General features: G+C 53.6%; 22 protein-coding genes and 4 tRNA genes. 6 read left to right on the plus strand and 20 right to left on the minus strand.

The features are described 5' to 3' along the window. From fusA to hslO, 18 genes are all read right to left on the minus strand, one after another. On the minus strand, positions 1-2,103 hold the full coding sequence (gene fusA / locus JQR86_RS17435) for an elongation factor G (RefSeq protein WP_219652509.1): 2,103 nt from the start codon (positions 2,101-2,103) through the stop codon (positions 1-3). Positions 2,104-2,121: 18 nt separating this feature from the next. Then, positions 2,122-2,595 carry a 30S ribosomal protein S7 gene (rpsG, locus tag JQR86_RS17440; RefSeq protein ID WP_010796748.1) on the minus strand — a complete coding sequence of 158 codons (474 nt, stop codon included), beginning with the start codon at positions 2,593-2,595 and terminating at the stop codon, positions 2,122-2,124. A gap of 96 nt (positions 2,596-2,691) precedes the next feature. After that, positions 2,692-3,063 carry a 30S ribosomal protein S12 gene (gene rpsL, locus JQR86_RS17445; protein WP_010796747.1) on the minus strand — a complete coding sequence of 124 codons (372 nt, stop codon included), beginning with the start codon at positions 3,061-3,063 and terminating at the stop codon, positions 2,692-2,694. Between the two features lie 150 nt (positions 3,064-3,213). Further along, positions 3,214-7,416, minus strand: a complete 4,203-nt coding sequence (rpoC, locus tag JQR86_RS17450; RefSeq protein ID WP_010796746.1) for a DNA-directed RNA polymerase subunit beta' — start codon at positions 7,414-7,416, stop codon at positions 3,214-3,216. Positions 7,417-7,480: 64 nt separating this feature from the next. Further along, positions 7,481-11,554 carry a DNA-directed RNA polymerase subunit beta gene (rpoB, locus tag JQR86_RS17455; protein ID WP_122043688.1) on the minus strand — a complete coding sequence of 1,358 codons (4,074 nt, stop codon included), beginning with the start codon at positions 11,552-11,554 and terminating at the stop codon, positions 7,481-7,483. Positions 11,555-11,778: 224 nt separating this feature from the next. Next, entirely contained in the window at positions 11,779-12,147 is a 369-nt protein-coding gene (gene rplL, locus JQR86_RS17460) for a 50S ribosomal protein L7/L12 (RefSeq protein WP_010796744.1), read from the minus strand. A 78-nt stretch (positions 12,148-12,225) separates the two neighbouring features. Next, the gene (gene rplJ / locus JQR86_RS17465) at positions 12,226-12,726 is read right to left on the minus strand and encodes a 50S ribosomal protein L10 (RefSeq protein ID WP_010796743.1); all 501 of its coding nucleotides are present in this window, start codon (positions 12,724-12,726) and stop codon (positions 12,226-12,228) included. 192 nt (positions 12,727-12,918) lie between these two features. Next, entirely contained in the window at positions 12,919-13,614 is a 696-nt protein-coding gene (gene rplA / locus JQR86_RS17470) for a 50S ribosomal protein L1 (RefSeq protein WP_010796742.1), read from the minus strand. Then, positions 13,614-14,045 (minus strand): 50S ribosomal protein L11, encoded by a 432-nt coding sequence (gene rplK / locus JQR86_RS17475; protein WP_010796741.1) that lies wholly within the window; start codon positions 14,043-14,045, stop codon positions 13,614-13,616. Before rplK ends, rplA begins: the two co-directional genes overlap by 1 nt. Positions 14,046-14,158: 113 nt before the next feature. Continuing rightward, entirely contained in the window at positions 14,159-14,695 is a 537-nt protein-coding gene (nusG, locus tag JQR86_RS17480) for a transcription termination/antitermination protein NusG (protein WP_074830397.1), read from the minus strand. Positions 14,696-14,704: 9 nt separating this feature from the next. After that, positions 14,705-15,073 carry a preprotein translocase subunit SecE gene (secE, locus tag JQR86_RS17485; RefSeq protein ID WP_019366107.1) on the minus strand — a complete coding sequence of 123 codons (369 nt, stop codon included), beginning with the start codon at positions 15,071-15,073 and terminating at the stop codon, positions 14,705-14,707. Between the two features lie 36 nt (positions 15,074-15,109). Beyond that, positions 15,110-15,185 (minus strand) — tRNA-Trp (locus JQR86_RS17490). Positions 15,186-15,239: 54 nt separating this feature from the next. Then, entirely contained in the window at positions 15,240-16,433 is a 1,194-nt protein-coding gene (gene tuf / locus JQR86_RS17495; RefSeq protein WP_010796738.1) for an elongation factor Tu, read from the minus strand. An 81-nt stretch (positions 16,434-16,514) separates the two neighbouring features. Next, a tRNA-Thr gene (locus JQR86_RS17500) sits at positions 16,515-16,590 on the minus strand. Between the two features lie 14 nt (positions 16,591-16,604). Beyond that, positions 16,605-16,678 (minus strand) — tRNA-Gly (locus JQR86_RS17505). A 22-nt stretch (positions 16,679-16,700) separates the two neighbouring features. Then, positions 16,701-16,785, minus strand: a tRNA-Tyr gene (locus tag JQR86_RS17510). Between the two features lie 223 nt (positions 16,786-17,008). Continuing rightward, positions 17,009-18,550, minus strand: coding sequence for a phosphoenolpyruvate carboxykinase (locus tag JQR86_RS17515; RefSeq protein ID WP_125888626.1), 1,542 nt, complete (start codon positions 18,548-18,550; stop codon positions 17,009-17,011). A gap of 118 nt (positions 18,551-18,668) precedes the next feature. Next, positions 18,669-19,562, minus strand: coding sequence for an Hsp33 family molecular chaperone HslO (hslO, locus tag JQR86_RS17520; protein ID WP_074821755.1), 894 nt, complete (start codon positions 19,560-19,562; stop codon positions 18,669-18,671). Positions 19,563-19,658: 96 nt separating this feature from the next. Between hslO and JQR86_RS17525 the strand changes: the two genes are divergently transcribed. Further along, a complete protein-coding gene (locus JQR86_RS17525) occupies positions 19,659-20,459 on the plus strand; it encodes a phosphatase PAP2 family protein (protein WP_434153963.1) in 801 nt (266 codons plus the stop codon). Positions 20,460-20,467: 8 nt separating this feature from the next. On the opposite strand, the gene JQR86_RS17530 is transcribed toward JQR86_RS17525, so the two are convergent. Further along, positions 20,468-20,884 carry an RNA-binding S4 domain-containing protein gene (locus tag JQR86_RS17530; protein ID WP_407362751.1) on the minus strand — a complete coding sequence of 139 codons (417 nt, stop codon included), beginning with the start codon at positions 20,882-20,884 and terminating at the stop codon, positions 20,468-20,470. A gap of 77 nt (positions 20,885-20,961) precedes the next feature. Between JQR86_RS17530 and JQR86_RS17535 the strand changes: the two genes are divergently transcribed. The 4 genes from JQR86_RS17535 (at position 20,962) to JQR86_RS17550 (ending at position 24,059) form a co-directional block, all read left to right on the plus strand. Further along, positions 20,962-21,741, plus strand: a complete 780-nt coding sequence (locus tag JQR86_RS17535; RefSeq protein WP_150348178.1) for an EAL domain-containing protein — start codon at positions 20,962-20,964, stop codon at positions 21,739-21,741. Positions 21,742-21,822: 81 nt separating this feature from the next. Beyond that, the gene (locus tag JQR86_RS17540) at positions 21,823-22,239 is read left to right on the plus strand and encodes an ATP-dependent zinc protease family protein (RefSeq protein ID WP_230382241.1); all 417 of its coding nucleotides are present in this window, start codon (positions 21,823-21,825) and stop codon (positions 22,237-22,239) included. Then, positions 22,236-23,141: a 30S ribosomal protein S6--L-glutamate ligase gene (gene rimK / locus JQR86_RS17545; RefSeq protein ID WP_010796730.1), complete on the plus strand. Its 906-nt coding sequence runs from the start codon at positions 22,236-22,238 to the stop codon at positions 23,139-23,141. The genes JQR86_RS17540 and rimK overlap by 4 nt, the downstream gene beginning before the upstream one ends. Before the next feature lie 3 nt (positions 23,142-23,144). Then, entirely contained in the window at positions 23,145-24,059 is a 915-nt protein-coding gene (locus tag JQR86_RS17550) for a S66 peptidase family protein (RefSeq protein ID WP_434153965.1), read from the plus strand. Between the two features lie 7 nt (positions 24,060-24,066). Here JQR86_RS17550 and JQR86_RS17555 read toward each other — a convergent pair whose 3' ends face one another. Next, the gene (locus JQR86_RS17555; RefSeq protein ID WP_074821627.1) at positions 24,067-25,380 is read right to left on the minus strand and encodes an ATP-binding protein; all 1,314 of its coding nucleotides are present in this window, start codon (positions 25,378-25,380) and stop codon (positions 24,067-24,069) included. A 201-nt stretch (positions 25,381-25,581) separates the two neighbouring features. Here JQR86_RS17555 and JQR86_RS17560 point away from each other — a divergent pair, with 201 nt between their 5' ends. After that, complete coding sequence (locus JQR86_RS17560) at positions 25,582-26,445, plus strand: undecaprenyl-diphosphate phosphatase (RefSeq protein WP_232235637.1); 864 nt, start codon at positions 25,582-25,584, stop codon at positions 26,443-26,445. Positions 26,446-26,454 lie beyond the last annotated feature (9 nt).

The following is a 26,454-nucleotide window of genomic DNA, read 5'->3' on the forward strand; positions in this document are numbered from 1 at the left end:
TTAAGCTTGTTTCTTGATAATAGCTTCGGCGATGTTCGATGGCGCTTCAGCGTACTTGGCGAACTCCATGGAGTAGCTAGCACGACCTTGAGACATGGAACGCACATCAGTAGCGTAGCCAAACATCTCGCCCAGCGGAACTTCAGCACGAATCACCTTACCGGATACAGTATCTTCCATACCCTGGATCAGGCCGCGACGACGGTTCAGGTCACCCATTACGTCGCCCATGTAGTCTTCAGGCGTTACCACCTCGACCTTCATGATTGGCTCAAGCAGAACAGCACCACCCTTCTGGGTCAACTGCTTGGTCGCCATCGAAGCAGCGATTTTGAACGCCATTTCGTTGGAGTCGACGTCGTGATAAGAGCCGTCGAATACAGTTGCTTTCAAGCCAAGCAGCGGATAACCGGCAACGATACCGTTTTTCATCTGCTCTTCGATGCCCTTCTGAATAGCAGGGATGTATTCTTTCGGAATCACACCACCTACTACCTCACTGGTAAATTCGAGACCTTCCTGACCTTCGTCAGCCGGGGCGAAACGAATCCAGCAGTGACCGAACTGACCACGACCACCGGACTGGCGAACGAACTTACCTTCGATTTCGCACTTGTTCCGGATAGTTTCACGGTAGGCTACCTGAGGCTTGCCGATGTTAGCCTCAACCCCAAACTCGCGCTTCATACGGTCAACCAGAATATCCAGGTGCAGCTCACCCATACCGGAAATAATGGTTTGACCAGATTCTTCGTCGGTCTTAACTCGGAAAGACGGGTCTTCCTGGGCTAGCTTGCCCAATGCAATACCCATTTTCTCTTGGTCAGCCTTGGTCTTCGGCTCAACCGCAACCGAAATTACCGGCTCAGGGAAGTCCATACGCTCAAGGATAATCGGCTTCTCTAGCGAGCAAAGAGTATCGCCCGTAGTAACATCCTTCATACCAATCAGAGCAGCAATGTCACCTGCACGAACTTCCTTGATCTCTTCACGGGTGTTCGCGTGCATCTGCACCATACGACCCACACGCTCTTTCTTACCCTTCACAGAGTTCAGAATCGAATCACCGGAATTCAGAACACCAGAGTAAACGCGCGCAAAAGTCAGCGTACCTACAAACGGGTCGGTGGCAATCTTAAACGCTAGAGCAGAGAAGGGCTCTTCGTCATTAGCATGACGCTCATCTTCCTGCTCCTCGTTATCCGGATGGACACCTTTGATCGCAGGAATTTCTGTCGGAGCCGGCAGGAAGTCAATCACGGCATCAAGAACCAGTGGAACGCCCTTGTTCTTGAAGGAGGAACCACACACAGCCGGAACGATTTCGCATGCGATAGTACGCTGACGCAGGCCAGCCTTGATCTCCTCGATCGACAGCTCACCTTCTTCCAGGTACTTGTTCATCAGCTCTTCGTTAGCCTCAGCTGCTGCTTCAACCATGTTGGAGCGCCACTCATCAGCCAAGTCCTGAAGCTCTGCAGGAATTTCTTCCTCGCGATAGGTCATGCCCTGGTCATCATCGTTCCAGAAGATCGCTTTCATCTTCAGAAGGTCAATCTGACCCTGAAAGTTATCTTCAGCACCGATAGCCAGCTGAACCGGGACAGGTGTATGACCTAGACGCTTTTTGATCTGCTCAACAACACGCAGGAAGTTGGCACCAGCGCGGTCCATCTTGTTGACATAGACAATACGCGGAACACCGTACTTGTTAGCCTGACGCCATACAGTTTCAGACTGAGGCTCAACACCCGAAGTACCGCAGAAAACAACAACAGCACCGTCCAGCACACGCAAGGAACGCTCAACTTCAATAGTGAAGTCTACGTGACCAGGGGTATCAATGATGTTTACACGGTACTTGTCATACTGCTTAGTGGAGCCGGACCAGAACGCTGTGGTAGCAGCAGAAGTAATGGTAATACCACGCTCCTGCTCCTGAACCATCCAGTCCATGGTAGCTGCGCCGTCATGAACCTCACCCATCTTATGGTTCACGCCGGTGTAGAACAGAATACGCTCCGTGGTAGTCGTTTTACCTGCGTCCACGTGGGCGCAGATACCGATATTACGGTAGCGATTAATTGAGGTAGTACGAGCCACGATAAGGTCCTCGCTTGATTAGAAGCGGTAGTGCGAGAAGGCCTTGTTGGCCTCTGCCATGCGATGCACGTCTTCGCGCTTCTTGACTGCGGCGCCCTTGCCTTCGAATGCATCCATGAGCTCTCCCGCCAGGCGCAGAGCCATGGACTTCTCACCACGCTTACGCGCAGAGTCCACAAGCCAGCGCATGGCCAGAGCGTTACGACGGGACGGACGAACTTCGACCGGCACCTGGTAGGTAGCACCGCCTACACGGCGGGACTTCACTTCGACCAGCGGAGCGATGGCGTCGAGCGCTTTTTCGAAAACTTCCAGGGGGTCGGCATTCTTGGAACGCTCTTTGACCTTGTCCAGAGCACCATAAACGATACGCTCAGCAACGGCTTTCTTGCCGCTTTCCATTACGTGGTTCATGAACTTGGCCAGGATCTGGCTTCCGTATTTTGGATCGTCAAGTATTTCGCGCTTGGCCGCTACACGACGTCTTGGCATTGATAAGCCCTCAAAACGGTCTTCAGGTTAGCTCAGGACTGTAACAAGCAGGTTACGCCTGACCTTACTCTTATCGACTCGAACAAAAAGAATAGATTACTTCGGACGCTTCGCGCCGTACTTAGAACGACCCTGCTTACGGTCTTTAACACCAGAGGTGTCCAGAGAGCCGCGTACAGTGTGGTAGCGCACACCCGGAAGGTCCTTTACACGACCGCCACGGATCAGTACCACGCTGTGCTCTTGCAGGTTGTGACCTTCACCACCAATGTAGGAAGTCACTTCGAAGCCGTTTGTCAAACGTACACGGCATACTTTACGCAGTGCCGAGTTAGGCTTCTTAGGGGTAGTTGTATATACGCGGGTGCAAACACCACGACGTTGCGGGCAGTTTTGCAGCGCAGGCACGTCGCTCTTTTCGACGAGACGCTTGCGCGGCTTACGCACCAGCTGGTTGATAGTTGCCATCTATAGCTCCACTGATTGTCTTACGACACAAACGAAATGGCAGGACCATGGGCCCTGCCAATTTTCGGGGTACGAAAGTCTAAAGAGGTTCTCCCGTACCGTCAATACGAAGCCCTGACCACTCGGCCAAGGCTTCGTTTGATTTACTGCTTAGCTACCACTTGAGTTCAACGCTTCGGTCAGCGCAGCTTCCGCCTCGCTCGCACTCACACGCTGAGGCTTGCCAATTTCCCGCTGACGCTTGCGCTCGCTGTGATAAGCCAGACCAGTACCCGCCGGGATCAGACGACCCACAACAACGTTCTCCTTCAGGCCACGCAGGAAGTCACGCTTACCTGTTACCGCCGCCTCAGTAAGAACGCGCGTTGTCTCCTGGAAGGAAGCTGCCGAAATAAAGGATTCCGTTGACAAGGATGCCTTCGTGATACCCAGCAGCACACGCTCGTACTTGGAAATGAACTTATCTTCTGCAACCAGGCGCTCATTTTCTTCCAGCACCTGAGTCAACTCCATCTGATCACCCTTGATGAAGCTTGAATCACCAACTTCACTCACCTCCACCTTGCGCAGCATCTGGCGCAGGATGGTCTCAATGTGCTTGTCGTTGATCTTCACGCCTTGCAGACGATATACATCCTGAATCTCATTCACGATGTATTTTGCCAGCGCACTTACGCCTAACAACCGAAGGATGTCATGCGGATTGCTTGGGCCATCGGAGATAACCTCACCGCGACTCACCTGCTCGCCCTCAAAGACGTTAAGGTGACGCCACTTAGGAATCAGCTCTTCGTACGGTTCACTACCGTCGGTAGGCGTAATTACCAAACGACGCTTGCCTTTTGTTTCCTTACCAAAAGAAATCGTACCGCTGATTTCCGCAAGAATAGCCGGCTCTTTTGGACGACGCGCTTCGAACAGGTCAGCCACACGCGGCAGACCACCCGTAATATCTCGGGTCTTCGATGTTTCCTGCGGGATACGTGCAATGACGTCACCCACATGAACCTTGGCACCATCGTTCAGGTTAACCAGTGCATTGGGCGGCAGGAAGTACTGGGCTGGTACGTCAGTACCTGGCAACAGTAAGTCGCGACCATTTGCATCAATCAACTTTACAGCCGGACGAATGTCTTTACCGGAGCTTGGACGATCTTTGATATCCAATACTTCGATATTGGTCAAACCTGTCAACTCATCGGTCTGACGCTTGATCGTGATACCTTCTTCCATGCCGACAAAGGCTACGGTACCGTCCATCTCCGTTACGATCGGGTGGGTATGCGGATCCCACTTGGCCACCACAGCACCCGGCTCAACCTTGTCACCTTCCTTGACAGAGATTACTGCACCGTACGGCAGACGATAGCGCTCACGTTCACGACCAAAGTCATCCGCGATAGCCAGCTCACCGGAACGGGATACAGCAACCAACGCACCGTCAGCACGTTCAACGTGTTTCAGGTTATGCAGACGGATGGTACCGCCGTTCTTCACCTGAACATTGTCCGCTGCGGATGTACGGCTGGCCGCGCCACCAATGTGGAACGTACGCATGGTCAGCTGTGTACCAGGCTCACCGATCGACTGAGCAGCAATAACGCCAACCGCCTCACCGATATTGACCTGATGTCCGCGAGCCAGATCACGGCCGTAGCACTTGGCACAGATACCATGACGTGTTTCACAGGTAATTGGAGAGCGAACCACTACCTCGTCTACGCTATTCAGCTCGAGGAACTCAACCCAACGCTCATCTACCAGAGTGCCTGCAGGAACAATGACTTCGTCATCCGCACCGGGCTTGAAGACATCACGTGCAATGGTCCGACCGAGGACGCGCTCGCCCAACGGCTCGACCACGTCGCCACCTTCGATGTGCGGCGTCATAACCAGGCCATGCTCGGTACCACAGTCGACTTCGGTCACAACCAAGTCTTGCGCCACGTCAACCAGACGGCGAGTCAGGTAACCTGAGTTCGCAGTTTTCAAGGCGGTATCCGCCAAGCCTTTACGTGCGCCGTGTGTGGAAATGAAGTACTGGAGTACGTTCAAACCTTCACGGAAGTTCGCAGTAATAGGCGTCTCGATGATGGAGCCATCAGGCTTGGCCATCAAACCACGCATACCGGCTAACTGACGAATCTGTGCAGCGGAGCCCCGCGCACCTGAGTCAGCCATCATATACATGGAGTTAAATGACTCCTGATCAACTTCCTTACCCTCACGATCGATCACCTTCTCCTTCGAGAGATTGGTCATCATCGCCTTGGATACTTCGTCGTTAGCCTTCGACCAAAGGTCGATCACCTTATTGTACTTCTCACCCTGAGTAACCAGACCAGAGGCATACTGGCTTTCGATCTCTTTTACTTCAGACGTAGCGGCATCAATGATACGAGCCTTCTCGTCTGGAATAACGAAGTCGTTCACGCCAATGGAAACGCCCGACAAGGTCGAATAGGCGAAACCGGTGTACATGAGTTGGTCTGCAAAAATGACGGTATCCTTTAGACCTACCACGCGATAGCAATGGTTGATCAGTTTGGAGATCGCCTTTTTCTTCATGGACTGGTTTACGACATCGAACGGCAAACCGGCAGGAACGACCTGGAACAGCAAGGCACGACCTACTGTCGTATCAACGATACGGGTGTTGCTAACGACAGAGCCGTCCTTCTGCTTCACCTTTTCATTAATACGAACCTTGATCTTGGCATGCAGCGCAGCTTCGCCAGCGCGGAATACGCGATCGACTTCCTGCAGGTCAGCAAATACACGACCTTCACCCTTGGCGTTCACCGCCTCGCGCGTCATGTAATAGAGGCCCAGCACCACGTCCTGCGACGGCACGATAATCGGCTCACCATTAGCAGGCGACAGGATGTTGTTGGTCGACATCATCAATGCGCGAGCCTCCAACTGAGCTTCCAGTGTCAGCGGCACGTGGACAGCCATCTGGTCACCATCGAAGTCAGCGTTATAAGCCGCACACACCAATGGGTGCAACTGAATCGCCTTGCCTTCAATGAGCACAGGCTCGAACGCCTGAATACCCAAACGGTGCAACGTCGGAGCACGGTTCAGCAATACAGGGTGTTCGCGAATGACCTCGGCGAGAACATCCCAGACCTCAGGCAGCTCACGCTCAACCATTTTCTTGGCGGCCTTGATGGTAGTCGCCATACCGCGAGCTTCCAGCTTGCCAAAGATAAATGGCTTGAATAGCTCCAACGCCATTTTCTTGGGCAGACCGCACTGATGCAGACGCAAGGTCGGACCTACGGTAATAACCGAACGGCCTGAATAATCCACGCGCTTACCCAGCAGGTTTTGACGGAAGCGGCCCTGCTTACCCTTGATCATATCAGCCAGCGATTTCAGCGGACGCTTGTTAGAGCCCGTGATCGCGCGACCGCGACGGCCATTATCCAGCAATGCGTCAACCGCCTCCTGCAGCATCCGCTTTTCGTTACGCACGATAATATCGGGCGCAGACAGATCAAGCAGGCGCTTCAGTCGGTTATTACGGTTGATAACGCGACGATAAAGATCGTTTAAATCAGACGTTGCAAAACGGCCGCCATCCAGCGGAACCAGCGGACGCAGATCTGGAGGCAGAACGGGCAGCACCGTCATGACCATCCATTCAGGCTTATTGCCGGAGCCCTGGAAGGCTTCCATCAGCTTCAAGCGCTTGGATAGCTTCTTGATCTTGGTTTCAGAATTGGTTTGCGGAATTTCTTCGCGCAGGCGGCCAATTTCGTGCTCCAGATCAATACCGCCCAGCAATTCGAAAACCGCTTCAGCGCCCATGCGGGCATCAAAATCGTCACCGAACTCTTCAAGAGCTTCAAAGTACTGCTCGTCATTGAGCAGCTGATATTTTTCAAGCGTGGTCATGCCCGGATCGATGACAACGTAGCTCTCGAAATAGAGCACTCGCTCGATATCCCGCAGAGTCATGTCCAGCAGCAGGCCGATACGGGACGGCAGTGACTTTAGAAACCAAATGTGTGCAACTGGGGACGCCAGCTCAATATGACCCATGCGCTCACGACGCACTTTGGCCAGCGCAACTTCTACACCACACTTTTCACAAATAACGCCACGGTGCTTAAGGCGCTTGTACTTTCCGCACAGGCACTCGTAGTCCTTTACTGGACCAAAGATCTTGGCACAGAAAAGACCATCACGCTCAGGCTTGAACGTACGATAATTAATGGTCTCGGGCTTCTTCACTTCGCCAAAGGACCAGGAACGGATCATCTCGGGCGAGGCCAGACCGATACGAATGGCATCGAACTCTTCGAGTTGACCCTGGTTTTTCAACAGATTCAGCAAGTCTTTCAAGGCCTTTCCTCCTCACGGACCAGGCATGACCGCCTTGACGGCCATGCCTTCTTGGCGTCGCGTGTTATTCGGTTTCCAATTCGATATCGATACCGAGCGAGCGAATTTCCTTGATCAGTACGTTGAAGGACTCCGGCATACCGGCCTCCATACGATGATCTCCGTCCACGATGTTCTTGTACATCTTGGTCCGGCCATTCACATCGTCCGACTTGACCGTCAGCATTTCCTGAAGGGTGTAGGCGGCACCATAAGCTTCCAGCGCCCAGACCTCCATCTCTCCGAAACGCTGTCCACCGAACTGCGCCTTACCACCCAGCGGCTGCTGAGTAACTAGGCTATACGATCCTGTGGAACGGGCATGCATCTTGTCATCGACCAGGTGGTTGAGCTTCAGCATATACATGTAGCCGACAGTAACCGGACGCTCGAACTGATTACCGGTACGGCCGTCAAACAGGCGCATCTGACCACTTTCGGGCAGATCAGCCAGCTTCAGCATAGCCTTGATTTCACGTTCCTTGGCACCATCGAAGACCGGCGTAGCCATCGGCACGCCACCACGCAGGTTTTTAGCCAAACGCAACACTTCTTCGTCGCTCAGCTCATCCAGGTTTTCCTGGCGGCCACCGATCTCGTTATAGAGCTCATGCAGGAAACTACGCAGCTCAGCTACTTTGCGTTGCTCTTCAAGCATGCGATTGATCTTCTCGCCCAACCCCTTGGCAGCAAGGCCTAGGTGCGTTTCAAGAATCTGACCAACGTTCATCCGTGACGGAACACCCAGCGGGTTCAATACGATGTCAACCGGAGTACCCGTCTCATCGTAAGGCATGTCTTCAACCGGCATGATGACCGATACCACACCTTTGTTACCGTGACGACCTGCCATCTTGTCACCAGGCTGGATACGGCGACGGATTGCCAGGTAAACCTTCACGATCTTAAGGACGCCAGGTGCCAGGTCATCGCCTTGCTGCAGCTTGCGCTTCTTGTCCTCGAACTTGTCGTCCAAGAGCTGACGGCGATCGGATAGATAGGCTTGAGCCTTTTCCAACTGCTCGTTTTGCGCATCCTCTGCCATACGCAGCTTGAACCACTGACCACGCTCCAGACCATCCAGGTATTCGTCAGTAATGACAGAACCTTTTTTGACATTCGGTCCGCCATCCGCAACCTGACCTACAAGTGCCTGACGGAGACGCTCGAAGGTGGCACCTTCAACGATACGGAACTCCTCGTTGAGGTCTTTGCGGATCTCGTCGAGCTGGGACTTCTCGATTGCCAGTGCACGAGAGTCACGCTCTACCCCATCACGGGTAAAGACCTGTACATCAATGACCGTACCCTTGGTACCCGTTGGTACGCGCAGGGAAGTATCCTTAACATCGGATGCCTTTTCACCAAAGATGGCACGTAGCAACTTTTCTTCTGGAGTCAGCTGGGTTTCGCCTTTCGGCGTTACCTTACCGACCAGAATGTCACCTGCCTGCACCTCGGCACCAACGTAAACAATACCGGCTTCATCAAGCTTGTTAAGCGCTGCCTCACCTACGTTCGGGATATCAGAAGTAATTTCTTCTGGGCCGAGCTTTGTATCACGAGCCACACAGGTCAGTTCCTGAATGTGGATCGTAGTAAAGCGGTCTTCCTGCACAACGCGCTCAGACAACAGGATCGAGTCTTCGAAATTGAAGCCGTTCCAGGTCATGAATGCAACGCGCATATTCTGACCCAATGCCAGCTCACCCATATCGGTAGACGGGCCATCAGCCAGAATGTCGCCACGCGCAATGACGTCACCCTTATTTACCAGCGGACGCTGGTTAATGCAGGTGTTCTGGTTGGAGCGGGTATATTTGGTCAGGTTGTAGATATCTACACCCGCCTCGCCCGTTTCAACTTCGGCATTAGCAACGCGTACCACGATACGGCTTGCGTCAACGGAGTCGATCACACCGCCTCGACGTGCCACAACACAAACACCAGAGTCGCGTGCTACGTTACGCTCCATACCTGTTCCGACTAGCGGCTTGTCCGAGCGCAGAGTCGGGACAGCCTGACGCTGCATGTTCGAACCCATAAGGGCACGGTTCGCATCATCGTGCTCGAGGAAAGGAATCAGCGAAGCAGCAACGGAAACCACCTGCTTGGGTGACACATCCATCAGAGTTACGTCTTCCGGGCTCTTAACCGTGAATTCGTTCTGATGGCGTACCGCTACAAGCTCATCGACCAGTCGGTTATTTTCGTCCAGAGCCGCAGAGGCCTGAGCGATGACATGATTGGCTTCTTCGATCGCTGACAGGAATACAATCTCATCAGAGGCCACGGCATCCTTGACTACGCGATAAGGACTTTCCAAGAAACCATACTGGTTCGTGCGTGCATAGGTTGCCAGCGAGTTGATCAGACCAATGTTCGGGCCTTCTGGTGTCTCAATCGGACATACGCGACCGTAATGAGTCGGGTGAACGTCACGAACCTCAAAGCCCGCACGCTCCCGTGTTAAACCGCCCGGGCCGAGCGCTGAGACACGACGCTTGTGCGTGATCTCAGAAAGCGGGTTGTTCTGGTCCATGAATTGAGACAACTGGCTCGATCCGAAAAACTCCTTGATCGCAGCAGCCACCGGCTTTGCATTGATCAGGTCTTGCGGCATCAGTCCTTCACTTTCGGCCATCGATAGACGTTCCTTGACCGCGCGCTCAACACGCACCAGGCCAACACGGAACTGATTCTCAGCCATCTCACCTACGCAACGTACACGACGGTTACCTAGGTGATCGATATCATCGACGATACCTTTACCGTTCCGAATATCAACCAGCGTTCTGAGTACGTCAACAATGTCTTCGCGGCTCAGTACACCCTGGCCTTCGATTTCGTCACGGCCGATACGACGGTTGAACTTCATACGGCCAACGGCAGATAGATCGTAACGCTCGGCGCTGAAGAACAGGTTGTTAAATAGTGTCTCGGCAGCTTCCTTGGTTGGAGGCTCGCCTGGACGCATCATACGATAAATTTCAACCAATGCTTCGAGTTGATTGGTTGTGGAATCGATCTTCAGCGTATCGGAAACAAACGGACCACAGTCAATGTCGTTGGTGTACAACGTTTCGATGCGGACGACATTTGCCTTTGCAATTTTTGCCAGCATATCGAGGGTTAACTCGGTATTGCACTCGGCAATAATTTCACCAGTAGCAGGATGCACGATCGCCTTGGCAGTAGTACGGCCAATAACATAATCGAATGGCACTTCCAGCTCGGTAATACCTGACTTTTCAAGCTGATTGATATGGCGCGCAGTAACACGACGTCCCTGCTCTACAATCACCTTGCCTGCATTGTCCTTAATATCAAAGCTGGCAATCTCGCCACGCAGACGCTGCGGCACCAGTTCCAGATTCAAGGTTTCACCCTTGATGTGGAACACATTGGTGTCGTAGAACATATCCAGCACTTCTTCAGTACCGTAACCAAGCGCGCGCAGCAGAACGGTCGCAGGTAGCTTGCGGCGACGGTCGATACGAACGAACACGCTGTCCTTGGGGTCAAACTCGAAGTCTAACCAAGAACCACGGTAAGGAATAATACGAGCGGAATACAGCAGCTTACCGGAGCTGTGGGTCTTACCACGGTCGTGATCGAAGAAGACACCAGGAGAACGGTGTAACTGGGAAACGATGACACGCTCGGTACCATTGATAATGAAGGTACCGTTTTCTGTCATCAGGGGAATTTCCCCCATGTAAACTTCTTGCTCCTTGATGTCTTTGATCGCCTTGTTGGACGACTCACGATCAAAAATAATCAGGCGCACTTTTACTCGCAGCGGAACAGCAAATGTCACGCCGCGCAGAACACATTCTTTAACATCGAACGCCGGCTCGCCAAGGCGATAACCGACATATTCCAAGGCAGCATTGCCGGAATAACTGATAATCGGGAAAACGGACTTGAAGGCCGCGTGCAGACCGATATCGCGGAGCTGATCTTTGCCTGCGCCCGCCTGCAGGAATTCGCGATACGAATCCAGCTGGATAGCCAATAGATACGGCACGTCCATAACGTGCGGCAACTTGCTAAAGTCCTTGCGGATACGTTTTTTCTCAGTGTATGAGTAAGCCATCAGCGTTCCCCAGCTTGGTCACCTGCTTGTTTGGCCTCTCCGACGGGAGCAGCCGGAAAATCTTGCAAACGTTATCGTTTGCGCCATCACCTATGATGGCCTTCTTTATTTCCATCTGATCACAAGCCCGACCGGGCTGCATCGAAACAGAAAAAGGCCGGTGGCTATTGCCACCAGCCATCAGCCGAACTTTAACGCTCAGGCTGTAGACGCAATGTCTGAGCTTACTTGAGCTCGACCTTGGCGCCAGCTTCTTCCAGAGACTTCTTGGCAGCCTCGGCTTCCTCTTTGGAAACGCCCTCTTTAACAACGCCAGGAGCGCCGTCAACAACTGCCTTGGCTTCTTTCAGGCCCAGACCAGTCAGTTCACGAACGACCTTAATGACGTTCACTTTCTTGTCGCCAGCTTCGGTCAACATGATAGTGAATTCAGTCTGCTCTTCAGCAGCAGGAGCGGCAGCAGCCGGACCAGCAGCTACAGCGGCAGCAGCAGTTACACCGAACTTCTCTTCCATCGCCTTGATCAGTTCGACCACTTGCATGACGGACATTTCGGATACGGCGTTGATGATATCTTCGTTGGTCAGAGCCATGACTCTAATTCCTGTATCGTTTAGGGGCTTCGTAGCCACTAGAATTAAACAAAAAAGCGAGAAAGTAGATGCTTAGCCTTAGGCTGCAGCAGATTCTTTCTGGTCGCGAATAGCTGCCAGAGTACGAGCCAGCTTGCTGGTTGCGCCCTGGATAACGCTCATCAGCTGGGACACAGCTTCGTCGTAGGTTGGCAGAGTTGCCAATACGTCGATCTGGTTAGCTGGGATCAGCTTGCCTTCAAACGCGGCTGCCTTGATCTCGAACTTGTCCTGACCCTTGGCGAATTCCTTGAAAATGCGAGCAGCAGCGCCCGGATGTTCAGTGGAAAAAGCAATCAGGGTCGGGCCTTTGAACGCGTCGTTCAGTACGTCAAACGAAGTACCTTCAACAGCGCGACGCAGCAGTGTGTTACGCACAACTTTCACGTAAACACCAGCCGCACGGGCCTCTTTACGGAGTCCGGTCATTGCACCTACTGTCACGCCACGGGCATCAGCCACGACAGCAGACAGGGCACTTTGGGCAGCCTCGTTGACTTCAGCGACGATAGCCTTCTTGTCTTCGAGTTTAATTGCCACGGGTTTTACTCCTGGATGTTACCGTATCGCCCAACCTAAGCCGGACGTCGTTTTGGTGTCTGACTCGGTAACCGAATCGGGAGCACCATCTGCGTAGGCTTAATTTAAGACTTTCGTCACCTACGGTCTTGGACAGCCCCCGCCAGGCAGGGACCCCAATAAGAGAGCGAAGCAGTGCTTCGCTCGAATCACTTAGGCTTCCAGGGAAGCCTGATCAATCTGCAGACCTGGGCCCATAGTGGTGCTCAGAGTCACGCGCTTGACATAAATACCTTTGGAAGTAGACGGCTTGAGTCTCTTCAGGTCAGCCAGCAGCGCTTCAACGTTCTGCTTGAGCTTAACGGGTTCGAAATCAACCTTGCCAACGGAGGCATGGATGATGCCGTTCTTGTCGGTACGGAAACGAACCTGACCGGCCTTTGCGTTCTTGACTGCAGTAGCAACGTCCGGAGTCACAGTGCCAACTTTGGGGTTAGGCATCAGACCACGAGGACCAAGGATCTGACCCAACTGACCTACTACGCGCATTGCATCTGGAGAAGCAATCACGACGTCATAGCTCAGATCGCCAGCTTTCATCTCGGCAGCCAAGTCGTCCATACCCACTTTTTCTGCACCAGCAGCCAGCGCTGCTTCAGCATTGGGGCCCTGAGTAAACACGGCTACACGGACGCTCTTGCCAGTACCGTTTGGCAGAACGGTAGCGCCACGAACAACCTGGTCAGATTTACGAGGATCAACGCCCAGATTAACTGAAACGTCTACCGACTCTTTGAACTTGACAGTGGACAGCTGAGACAGAAGCGCAGCAGCCTCTTCAAAGCTGTACTGCTTGCCTGCTTCAATCTTGGCAGCAATAGCCTTTTGACGCTTAGTGAGCTTAGCCATTACACGCCCTCCACATTGAGGCCCATGCTACGCGCAGAGCCAGCGATAGTACGTACAGCTGCATCCATATCAGCAGCAGTCAGATCAGCATTCTTGGTCTTAGCAATCTCTTCAAGCTGAGCACGCGTTACGGTGCCTACTTTCTGAGAGTTAGGACGGCTAGAACCGCTCTGAATGCCCGCAGCCTTCTTCAGAAGAACGGAAGCAGGAGTACTCTTGGTCTCAAACGTGAAGCTACGGTCACTGTAAACGGTAATAATTACCGGAGTAGGCAGACCTGGTTCCATACCTTGGGTACGGGCGTTGAATGCCTTACAGAATTCCATGATGTTCACGCCATGCTGACCCAGCGCCGGACCTACTGGCGGGCTTGGGTTAGCTTGGGCCGCTTTAACTTGCAGCTTGATATAAGCTTGGATTTTCTTAGCCATTTGCTACTCCAATGACGGGTCTAACGCCTTAAGGCTCCCCGGTTTGATTCACCTTATCCCACTGACGACAAAACCCCGCAGCCTAAACTGCGGGGTATGGGACCAGGCATCAGTTAGACGACTTTTTCGACCTGACTGAATTCCAGCTCAACCGGCGTAGAACGTCCAAAAATCAGGACAGCCACTTGAATCCGGCTTTTTTCATAATTCACTTCTTCGACAACACCATTGAAGTCAGCAAACGGACCATCGATAACACGAACAGTCTCACCTGGCTCAAACAGTGTTTTCGGCTTGGGCTTATCACTACTATCGGAAACACGACGAAGAATCGCCTCTGCCTCACGATCAGTAATCGGTGCTGGCTTATCAGCCGTCCCACCAATAAAACCCATAACCCGCGGGGTATCTTTAACGAGGTGCCAAGTACCTTCGTTCATTTCCATCTGAACGAGCACATAACCTGGAAAGAATTTACGTTCGCTTTTGCGCTTCTGGCCATTACGCATTTCCACTACTTCTTCAGTGGGAACCAGAATATCGCCGAACTCATCTTCCATTCCGGCAAGCTTGACGCGCTCAATCAAAGAGCGCATGACATGCTTCTCGTAACCCGAGTATGCATGCACTACGTACCAACGCTTAGCCACGGCGAACCCTTAACCTACGATCATGGAAACAAGCCATCCGAGCAGGGAATCTAATCCCCATAGCAGCAGCGCCATGACCAGCACTACTGCAACCACAATCAATGTGGTCTGAGTTGTCTCTTGCCTACTAGGCCAGACAACCTTACGAATCTCGGTGCGCGCCTCTTTGAGCAGCGTGAAAAACGCTTGCCCTTTGACAGTCTGTAATGCAACGAAAGCAGCTACAGCACCCAGAACCAGCAAACCGATAACGCGATACAGGATCGGCTGGGCTGAGTAGTAGTGGTTAGCAACAACACCTACTGCTACCAGCAAGACGACCACAAGCCACTTCATCGCATCGAAGCGTGACTCTTTGGCTTCCGCCTTGACGCTCATCAATTGAAATCCTGTCAGGAAATGCCAGATTAAATCTGGCAGGCCAGGAGGGAATCGAACCCCCAACCTGCGGTTTTGGAGACCGCCGCTCTGCCAATTGAGCTACTGGCCTGTAACTTAAATCAGGCCGGCTATTATGCCGGCCTAACAACCCAAGATCAAGAACTTATTCGACGATCTTGGCAACCACGCCGGCGCCTACGGTACGGCCGCCTTCGCGAATAGCGAAACGCAGACCTTCTTCCATGGCGATCGGAGCGATCAGGGTAACAACCATCTTGATGTTGTCGCCCGGCATTACCATCTCAACGCCTTCCGGCAGTTCGCAGTTACCAGTCACGTCAGTAGTACGGAAGTAGAACTGAGGACGGTAGCCCTTGAAGAACGGAGTATGACGACCACCTTCTTCCTTGGACAGAACGTACACTTCGCACTCGAACTTGGTGTGCGGCTTGATGGTGCCCGGCTTGGCCAGAACCTGACCACGCTCAACGTCTTCACGCTTGGTACCACGCAGCAGGGCGCCAACGTTCTCACCTGCACGACCTTCGTCTAGCAGCTTACGGAACATTTCAACGCCGGTGCAGGTAGTTTTGGTCGTAGCTTTGATACCTACGATTTCAACTTCCTCACCCACCTTGACGATACCACGCTCAACACGGCCTGTTACTACAGTACCGCGACCAGAGATGGAGAATACGTCTTCGATCGGCATCAGGAACGGCTGGTCGATTGCACGAACTGGCTCAGGGATGTAGGCATCCAGAGTTTCAACCAGCTTACGCACAGCAGAAACACCGATTTCGTTATCGTCTTTGCCTTCCAGCGCCATCAGCGCGGAACCTACAACGATCGGAGTGTCGTCACCTGGGAAGTCATAGGTGTTCAGCAGATCGCGAACTTCCATTTCTACCAGCTCGAGCAGCTCAGCGTCGTCAACCATGTCGGCCTTGTTCAGGAACACGACAATGTAAGGAACGCCTACCTGACGGGACAGCAGGATGTGCTCACGAGTCTGCGGCATAGGGCCGTCAGCTGCCGAGCAAACCAGGATCGCACCGTCCATCTGCGCAGCACCGGTGATCATGTTCTTCACATAGTCAGCGTGGCCAGGGCAGTCAACGTGAGCGTAGTGGCGAGTGGCCGAATCGTACTCAACGTGGGAAGTGTTAATGGTAATACCGCGCGCTTTTTCTTCCGGAGCGTTATCGATCTGGTCGAAGTTACGAGCAGAACCACCCCAAGTTTCAGAGCAAACCTTGGTCAGTGCTGCAGTCAGCGTTGTCTTACCATGGTCGACGTGGCCGATGGTGCCGACGTTGACGTGCGGTTTGTTACGTTCAAATTTTTCTTTAGCCATCGACACTCTCTCCCATCAAGAATTGAGCAAGTAACGCCGCCATAAAATAAAGGCAGATATTCTCATATCTGCCCTTAATAATGGAGCTCATGAGCGGATTTGAACCGCTGACCTCACCCTTACCAAGGGTGTGCTCTACCAACTGAGCTACATGAGCAAACTACAACAAACTGGAGCGGGTAGCGGGAATCGAACCCGCATCATCAGCTTGGAAGGCTGAGGTTCTACCACTGAACTATACCCGCAGAGCCTGTAGCTCTTGCAATTTGGTGGAGGGAGAAGGATTCGAACCTTCGAAGTCGTAGACGTCAGATTTACAGTCTGATCCCTTTGGCCGCTCGGGAATCCCTCCAAAGGAGGCAGCATTCTATTTGCTTGCTGCCGTCGTGTCAAGGATTTTCTTACTTTTCCTCAACTTACGTTGCCTTGACCGCCAACCAGTGGACTTACATGTTCAAGGCGGGCGCATTTTATGCATTTAATTTTTTACATGCAATCATTAAATGCGTTTTTCTTAAATTTTTTCTTAAAAAACAAAGGGTCGCTTAAGCGACCCTTTGTTTTCAGCCTAACGATTATAACTGTGGACCAGCTGCCTTGATCGCTTCGGAGACGCCACTGAACTTTTTGAAGTTCTCGATGAACTTGCCTGCCAGCGCCTTGGCCGATTCATCATAGGCATTTTTATCCTCCCAAGTGTTACGCGGGTTGAGCAATGCAGTATCGACACCAGCTACGACCTTGGGAACATCAAGGTTGATAATGGGCAAATGCTCGGTTTCAACATCGACCAGCGCCCCACTTTGAATAGCGGCAATCACTGCTCGTGTCGTTGGGATATTGAAGCGCTTGCCTACACCGTAACCGCCCCCGGTCCACCCAGTGTTCACCAGGTAAACTTTGGAGCCGAACCCATTGATACGCTTGATGAGAAGCTCAGCGTACTCGGCCGCCGGACGCGGGAAGAAGGGTGCACCGAAACAGGTAGAGAAAGTGGATTTGATGCCAGCCCCCGATCCCATTTCAGTAGAACCCACCAGCGCAGTGTAACCCGAAAGGAAATGATAAGCCGCCTGCTCGTTATTAAGGATAGATACAGGAGGCAGCACACCCGTCAGATCGCAGGTGAGAAAGATTACTGCATTAGGCTCGCCACCGCGGTTCAGTTCCGCACGCTTTTCGATCAACTCACGAGGATAGGCCGCCCGGCTGTTCTGGGTCAGACTATCGTCCGAGTAGTCTGGCAGGCGAGACTGTGGATCAAGCACCACGTTTTCTAGCACAGCGCCGAACTGAATGGCTTTCCAGATGACAGGCTCATTCTTTTCGGACAGGTCGATACACTTAGCGTAGCAGCCGCCTTCTATATTAAAGACGGTGCCGACACCCCAGCCATGCTCATCGTCACCGATCAGGTAACGGCTTTCATCGGCAGATAGCGTCGTCTTACCTGTTCCCGACAGGCCAAAGAACAGCGTAACGTCGCCCTCTTCGCCCATGTTGGCCGCACAGTGCATAGGAAGTACATCATGCTCAGGCAGCAGGAAATTTTGCACCGAGAACATGGCCTTCTTCATTTCACCGGCATAACGCATGCCCGCGATTAATACCTTGCGAGCAGCAAAGTTAATGATGACGGTGCCATCGGAATTGGTTCCATCACGCTCCGGTTCGCAGACAAACCAAGGGGCGTTAAGGATTTCCCATTCCTGGCGGGACTGAGGGTTGTAACTTTCCGGGTTGATGAACAGGCAACGGCCAAACAGGTTGTGCCAGGCGGTTTCCGTAGTCATCTTGACTGCAAGGTAGTGCTCTGGATCGGAGCCTACATGCACATGCGAAACGAAGTGATCCCGCTCACCTACATAGGTTGAAACGCGATCCCATAGTGCATCGAACTTTTCCGCTGGAAAAGGACGGTTGATAGAACCCCAATCGATGGCATCACGGGTAGACGACTCTTCAACAATGAAGCGGTCGGCTGGCGAGCGGCCGGTGCGATGTCCAGTCTTGACTACAAGAGAGCCATTGGCGGCTAACTCACCCTCGCCGCGCCGAAGCGCCTCTTCTACCAGCTGCGCGGCGCTAATATCGGTATAAACGTTGGCTTGCGTCATGTAGTTCCCCGTCGGCCCTCGGCCGGTCCTTTTGCGTTTTGTAGCTTAACCCGAGTTTGGCTACATAAAAAACGAAGTCGCGCGATTATGCCAGAAAGCCTATTCCTGAATGCAATGCTTAGTGACGGGTTTCTTGCGGTGTTTGGCTTCCACCGCCTGCAAAAATCTGCGCGACATCGGCAGCGTCGAACAGGTATCGCTGATTGCAGAACTGGCAGTCGATTTCTATCTGACCACCCTGCTCCTGCAATAGCAGTTCGACATCTTCCTGGCCCACAGAGACAAGCGCATTGGCAGAACGTTCCCTAGAACAGCCACAATGGAATTCGACGATTTGAGGATCAAAGACTCTGACGGTTTCTTCATGATAGAGACGATGAAGTACCGTTTCGTTGGGTAACCCCAACAGTTCTTCTGCAGTCAGCGTATTGCCGAGAGTTGTAAGGTGCTCCCAACTGGCGTCGCGCGACTCTTTGTCCTTGTGTTTGTCCGCTGGCAGCTGTTGGAGCAGGAGCCCACGAGCGCGCCGTCCATCGGCATTGAGCCAGAAGCGGGTAGGCAGCTGCTCGGACGTGGCGAAGTAGCCTGAAAGGCATTCAGCGAGCGTCTGGCCTTCGAGAGGAACGATCCCTTGATAACGCTGACCGTTGGTCGGATCGACCGTGATGGCAAGAATACCTTCGGGCATTAGATCTTTCAACGTGGCATCAGGAGCGATGTCGTCGGCATTGTAGCGGGCGATACCGCGCACCTCTCGGGCGCTCGAGCACTCCACCATCAATAGAGGAATCGCACCGCTGGAGCGTGCCTGCAATACCAGCAGACCGTCGAACTTGAGCGTGCCGCACAGCAAGGCAGCGGCTGCAAGCATTTCACCCAACAGCTGCGCGACGGGTTCCGGATAGGGGTGTTTGGCAAGCACCTCTACATAGCTTCTTTCAAGCAATGCAAGTTCGCCGCGAACGTCGGTGTCTTCAAACAGGAAACGCTGTGTGTAATCGAATGGGGTCATGACAAAAGTACGCTTGAACAGGGAAAATGACAAAAGCGTGACAACACTCCCGTGCGGTCACGCTTTCTGTTTATTCATATGGATTCATTTCATTCTATGGACAATGCCACACTCTTCCAAGCCAAGTGGCAATGGCGAGCATTTCTAATCAGCCACCTCGTGGCGCTGCTGTTGATTATTCTCTGGCTTATCCCTTCCGTGCGCACCACTCTTCTGGATCTAGATGCGCATCTCTTCCGTGCGCTGAACGCACCGCTGGAAAGCAATACGGTCTGGCTACACGTCTGGGCTGTTGCCAGCCTGAGGCCATTCGACATCGTTGTGGGCATCATTCTTCTCACACTTACGATACGTGGGAATTGGGTGTTCAAACCAGAGCAGGTCCGTAGCGCCTTCTTCGGCTTGCTTACGGTACTGCTAGCCTTGCTGCTGATCCGCAACCTGTTCACCAAGGCTATCGAAGCCGCCGGCCTGCAGCATGCCAGTCCATCCGACATGCTGACGTATACCATTCACATGAGCGATTACTTCCAGTCTTGGGAAAAGGCCTGGGAGCTCAAAGATCGCTCCGGCGCCAGTTTTCCGGGGGATCATGCTTCGGTTCTTCTGCTCTGGGGCCTCTTTCTAACGGCTTTTACGCGCAACCCATTACAACTTATCGTCACTTGGCTACTGGTAATGCTTTTCATGATGCCGCGCCTGGTCGCCGGTGCTCACTGGGCTTCGGATGACTATATGGGCGGTATTGCCGTTGCACTACTGGCAATGGCCTGGGGGTTTTATACGCCGCTGGCCAATGCCGGTAGCCGCATGTTCCTTCGTTTAACTGCGCCGCTGTTTCGTGTAGCAGCTCATATTCCTGTTATCCGGCAGATGAGCCTGGTCAAGCACTACTGACTGCTCATCTAGTCATTGGCCCGAGAATCAGCGTCGCCCCGGAATCGATGAATCTGACGGCGCTGCTTCTTGGTTGGCCTTCCATCCGTTGCCAACCCAAGCGCTCCCGCCTTGCGCATGGCCGTAGCCCGCTCGCGACGCTCAAGACTTTCCTCTGTCTCCCGATACAGTAACTGGGCCTCGGGTGCTCCGCGACGCTGTTGAGACAGGGAGAGGACTATGACGGCCTTCTCATCGAACCCCTGACGAATCGTCAGCTCATCACCGACCTTGGGTTCCTTGCTGGGCTTACACCGCTCACCCCGACACTGAACCTTGCCTCCTTCTATAGCAGCCTTGGCCAGTGCTCGTGTCTTGAAGAACCGTGCAGCCCACAGCCACTTATCCAGGCGGACTTTTTCATCTATATCTTGAATAGACGTCATTAACGAAAACGCTCCGAATACTTATCAATTTTTGCCATTAGACCAGGGCTGGTTACGGGCATTCTAACGGTACGATCATGAAGACCTTCTTTCCTGAAGAATTAACCAACCCTATGCGCTGCCAAGGCTGCCACCAGAGTGAACCCCTTGGGTTCGATTTCGCCTTTGCCTATCAGCCCATTGTTGACGTAACCACTCGCAGTATCTTTGCTCACGAGGCGCTGGTCCGCGGCCCGGAAGGCCAGGGTGCGCTTTCAGTGCTTGAGCGGGTGGATGCGCATAACCGCTATCGTTTCGATCAGTTATGCCGCACCAAGGCGATTTCAGGCGCAGCAAAGCTTGGAATGAAGGAAAAACTTTCCATCAACTTTCTTCCAAATGCCGTCTATCGACCGGAGCTGTGCATTCGCAGCACACTGGAGGCGGCCAAACGGCATGACTTTCCGTTGAGCAATCTTATTTTTGAAACAGTTGAAAGCGAGCATATTGGTGATAGCCAGCATCTAACGCATATCCTGAAGGAATATCGGCAGTTCGGCTTCATGACGGCGATTGACGACTTTGGTGCCGGACATTCAGGCTTGAACCTACTAGCCGCTTTTCAACCGGATCTGATCAAGCTGGATATGGCCTTGATTCGCAATATCGATCATGATCGAGTCCGGCAGGCCATTGTTCGAGCCGTCGTCTCCATGTGTACGGAGTTGAACATCCAGATCATTGCCGAAGGTATTGAAACCGCTGCCGAGCGTGATTGCCTGCGTGACATTGGTATCACGTTGATGCAGGGTTACTGGTTTGCCAAGCCTGCGTTCAATGCGCTGGCCTCCATCGATAAGCAGATATGGGGACACTGATCCCGACTTCAAGGATTACGCTTGGACACACTCGACGAGCTGGCCATTATCGGCCTACGTGAATGGGTCGCCCTGCCGGACCTGGGCGTAATCGGCCTGAGGGCCAAGATCGACACAGGTGCGAGCACTTCAGCCCTGCATGCAACGGAAGTTGTTCCTTTTGAGCGTAACGGTGAACGCTGGGTGCGTTTTACGGTCCATCTGGGCACACTGGTGCAGTCCCGGCACCGGCATTGCGAAGCGCCGTTGGTAGCCAAGAAGACCATACGAAGCTCCAATGGCCATGCTCAGAACCGCTATGTGATTCGAACCAATCTCGCCCTGGGTAATCGATCCTGGCCAGTGGAATTTACCCTGGCCTGCCGCAAGAGCATGCGTTACCGCATGCTTCTAGGCTCGAAAGCCTTGGTCGAGGGTGGCCTGATCGTGAATCCGGCCGTCAGCTATGCGCAAGACAAACCCATCCTATCCCTCTCTCCCGCTCCGGGTGCTGCATGAAAATCGCTGTGCTGTCGCGTAATCCTCGCCTGTATTCCACTCGTCGCCTGGTGGAAGCCGGGGAGCAACGTGGTCATCAGATGGTCGTGATCGATACGTTGCGCGCGTATATGAATATCGCAAGCCACAAACCGCAGATTCACTATAGAGGCAAGCCGCTCGAAGACTTCGATGCCGTGATTCCGCGAATTGGGGCATCGGTAACGTTTTATGGCTGCGCAGTGCTGCGGCAGTTCGAAATGATGGGCGTCTTTCCGCTCAATGAGTCCGTCGCCATCAGCCGAGCCCGAGACAAGCTGCGCTCCCTGCAGTTGATGTCACGCAAGGGTGTTGGCCTGCCGGTGACAGGCTTTGCGCACTCTCCAGATGATGTACCGGACCTTATCCGCATGGTTGGCGGTGCTCCGCTGGTCATCAAGCTGCTGGAGGGTACTCAGGGAATCGGCGTGGTGCTGTGTGAAACCGAAAAGGCTGCCGAGTCCGTACTGGAAGCATTCATGGGACTCAAGCAGAACATCATGGTGCAGGAATATATCCGCGAGGCAGGCGGTGCGGATATTCGCTGCTTTGTGGTGGGTGACAAGGTGATTGCCGCCATGAAGCGCCAGGCCAAGCCCGGTGAGTTTCGCTCCAACCTGCATCGCGGCGGCACGGCAAGCCTGGTGAAAATTACGCCTGAAGAGCGTATGGCCGCCATTAGAGCCGCCAAGGTGCTGGGGCTGAATGTGGCCGGTGTCGATATTCTTCGCTCCAATCATGGTCCGCTGGTCATGGAGGTGAACTCTTCACCGGGCCTGGAAGGCATCGAGCAAACGACCAACCAGGACATTGCGGGCATGATCATCCAGTATCTGGAAAAGAACAGTGGCCCCAACCTGACACGTACCAAAGGCAAAGGCTAAGGGATGACAGGCAGCACGTCTCTTCTTGATGCCTCCAGTTTTGGAGGCAAGGTAGCGCTGATCGCGCCAGCGGCAGCGATTGCCAACGATGCACTGGAAACCACCTACGCCCGGTTGCGTGAGATGGAGGTTCCGTATGTTGCAGGCGAGCACGTACAGGCACGTCATCGTTACCTTGCGGGTACAGTGGATCAGCGTCTGGCCGATGTTTATGCGGCCTTTGAGAATCCAGAGGTTAGTGCTGTCTGGTGCTTGCGGGGCGGTTATGGATGCGCTCAGCTTTTACCGTACCTTGATTGGAAGCGCATCAGGCGAGCTGGCCCTAAACCGCTGATTGGTTTCTCCGATATCTCGATCATGCTCAGTGCCTTTCATCGGCAAAGTCTGCCTGCAGTACATGGTCAAGTGGCTACGTCATTGGCCAAACGATATGACGGTGAAGAACAGCTGCGTCATGAGAACTCGTTTCGTAGCCTCGATCGGCTGCTGAGAACGGCCGGAGGGCATCTGCCAGCCCAACCGGTCAATCACTCACTCAAGTCCATACAAGGACCGCTGATTGGCGGTAACCTGACGGCACTGGCCAGTACCGAGGGCACCGGCTATGGACTGTATGCGCCTGACGGCGCCATTCTGATCCTGGAGGATGTAGGTGAGCCGTACTATCGTATCGAGCGTAGTCTGTGGCAGCTATTGAACAGTATCGATATCGCCAGGCTTGGCGCCGTATGCCTGGGCACCTTTACAGATTGCCCGCGCAAGGGTGTGGTACACAGCCTTGAAGAGATTATCGCTGAATGGCTAGAGCCCCATGGTGTTCCGTTGTTCTCGGGTCTGCCTAGTGGACACGGCCCGGATAACCAGGCCTGGCCATATGGTCAGGAAGCTCGCCTCGATCATGACGGACTCCACTGGTAGCGTCAGATCAGCTGGCGGTACGAGGCAGCAGCAGACCTAGTGGCAGCAGGACGCGTGCCTCGACTCCGCCACCTTCACGATTACGCAGCTCTACGCTGCCACCATGCTGAGCGGCAATACGCCTGACGATGGCCAGCCCCAGCCCGGTACCAGAGCCGGTACGCGCCCGGTTGCCGCGAATGAAGGGATTGAAAATTTCCTCTATCTCACTGGGATCAATGCCCGGTCCCTGGTCCAGAACGCTCAGCACAACATAGGGTGCTGTCGAGTCTCCACCTACGTGAGCCCTGACCTCCACGGCGCCGCCTCCATGCTTGAACGCATTTTCCAAGAGGTTGGTCAGCATCCGCTTGATCGACACACGCCGCAAGGCCACGGGCGGCACATCGGTCTGGGAGAGACGGACCCGCTCCTCATTCTGGTTGTAAGGCGCCACGGTTTCCTGAATCAGGTCATTCAGGTTCGTTTCTTCTAAAGGCTCATCGCGTCCATCACGTATAAATGCCAGGAACTGATCGAGAATCAGGTTCATATCCTCGATATCGCGGACCATGTCCTCCGTCATTTCGTCCATTTCAGGCAGCAATTCGACTGAGAGGCGTAGACGGGTAAGCGGAGTGCGCAGGTCGTGGGACACGCCGGCCAACATCAGCTCACGCTCGCGTCCAGCCTGCTCGACATCGTGAGCCATCTGATTGAAGGCATGATAGACCTCCATGATCTCGCTTGGCGCATCACTTTCCGGCAGGCGTACGCTATGCCCTTTACCCAGCTCGCGGGCGGCATAGACGAGCCGTTTGAGTGGCCGGTTCAGCTGGCCGACAAACACCCAGGCCACGGCGGTAGAAAACAGGCCAATCCCGAAGAACCAACCCAGCACACTCCAGATTCGCTGGCCTCGCAGGGGGTGAGCGTACAGTGGTATCTTGATCCAATCAGGCCCCAGCGATGGAGCCAGCACCCAAAGTGCAGGCCCCTGCTGTACACGAACCCTGACTTGGGTATCCGGACCCAGTTCCTGCTGCATCTGGCGGTCGAAAATTTCACTGTAAGGCCAATGATACTCACCCGCTGGCACCGTTTCCGGCGATTCATAGTGCAGCCCGGATGCCTGAGCGACAGCGGGACGGTCATCCGGATCAGCGGCCCAGTAGGCCCGCAGCGTCAGTGCAGCGCCATGACTGTATTGGCGATCAACCAATACATCTTCGTTGAGCAGCAGGTAAACCAGCGTCAGCGCCTTGGAAAACAGTACGGCAATCAGAACCAGCCAGAGCGAGCGTGCGAAGAAGCTTTGAGGGAACCAGGCAGGCGTTTTCATAGTAACCACACGTCATTGACGCTCCGAGCATATTGCCACCCTATAAAGACCTGCTTCATAGAAAAGGCATCGATTTTGTTGAGTGACTGAACAAAACGGCTTTTTAAATGCCTCACAGCCTCGTTTCGCTAAGAAACATTTTGATACATTTGCCCGACTCTTTTCAAAGACCTCCCACACTGGAGATATTTCGTGTCCGATATGTGCCATACCGGCTTGGACATTGGCTTTGCTTCCCTTAGTTACGCCCAGGTTGTTTTCCTAGGTGTTGTGCAGGGTATCACCGAGCTCCTGCCAATTTCCTCTACTGCTCACATGCGTGTCGTTCCAGCCTTGCTAGGCTGGCAAGATCCTGGTTCCGCCTTTTCCGCTGCAATGCAGATGGCAGCTCTGGCAGCCGTCATCAGTTATTTCTGGCGTGACGTCAGCTCCGTTACCACTGGCAGCGTCAATGCAATTCGTCATAAGGACTACAACAGTCGCGCCTTTGTCCTCGCCATGGCAATCATTCTGGCGACAATCCCTATTTGTGTGGTCGGGCTTGCGCTTTCCCCTGTGCTCAATGCCTGCGACTCGCCTTTACGGGGCTTGAATGTCATTGGCTATGCCTGTCTGGGCATGGCGGCGTTGCTGGCCATTGCCGAGCTGACCTGCAAGCACAAGCGCGACATGAGTGAAATGCGCCTGCGCGACGCCCTGATTGTTGGAATTGCACAGATTGGCGCGTTGATTCCAGGAGTATCCCGCTCCGGCTCGACATTGACTGCGGCTATGTTCCTCAACTTAAAGCGCGAAGAAGCAGCCCGCTTTTCTTTCCTGCTGGGCCTGCCCGCGATTGCCCTGGCTGGCTTGAAAGAACTGGTCGTGCTCTGGCATGCATCCATCCCGGCAGAAGCCTGGTCGCTTCTGCTGGTAGGCATCCTGGTAGCAAGCCTTTCGGCGTTTGCAGCCATCTGGGGTCTGATGCGCTTTCTGGAACGCTTTTCGACCTGGATCTTCATTGTCTATCGAGCGCTGCTGGGCATCTTCCTGTTGGTAGGTGTTCACAACGGCTTGTTCGCCTGAAGGCGTCCC

The organism is Pseudomonas sp. JZ134, from assembly GCF_051027695.1.
Taxonomy (GTDB): domain Bacteria; phylum Pseudomonadota; class Gammaproteobacteria; order Pseudomonadales; family Pseudomonadaceae; genus Chryseomonas; species Chryseomonas luteola.